Source organism: Clostridium sp. UMB9555A (assembly GCF_030222355.1).
Classification (GTDB): Bacteria; Bacillota; Clostridia; order Clostridiales; family Clostridiaceae; genus Sarcina; species Sarcina perfringens.
Window position 1 is genome coordinate 1 of sequence record NZ_JASORQ010000059.1, and the last position, 229, is coordinate 229.

Consider the following 229-nt stretch of genomic DNA (forward strand, 5'->3'; position numbering starts at 1 on the left):
CGTAGCGCTGGGCATCGTGTGCAGCGCGCTGATGACCTGGGCGGTCTATTTCAGCACCAGCCTCGATCTGCGGCAGCTGATGTACTGGATGATGGGCGGTTTCGGCGGGGTCGACTGGCGCCAAAAGTGGCTGGTGCTGGCGCTGCTGCCGGTGCTGCTGTGGTTGTGTGGCCAGGGCAAAGCGCTCAACCTGATGGCGCTGGGCGAGGTACAGGCGCGGCAACTAGGG

General features: G+C 65.1%; 1 protein-coding gene. It reads left to right on the forward strand.

Translation table 11 applies throughout. The features are described from left to right. Window positions 1-229 (forward strand): iron chelate uptake ABC transporter family permease subunit (locus tag QP548_RS16945; protein ID WP_284905670.1); only part of this gene is annotated, 229 nt, incomplete at both ends.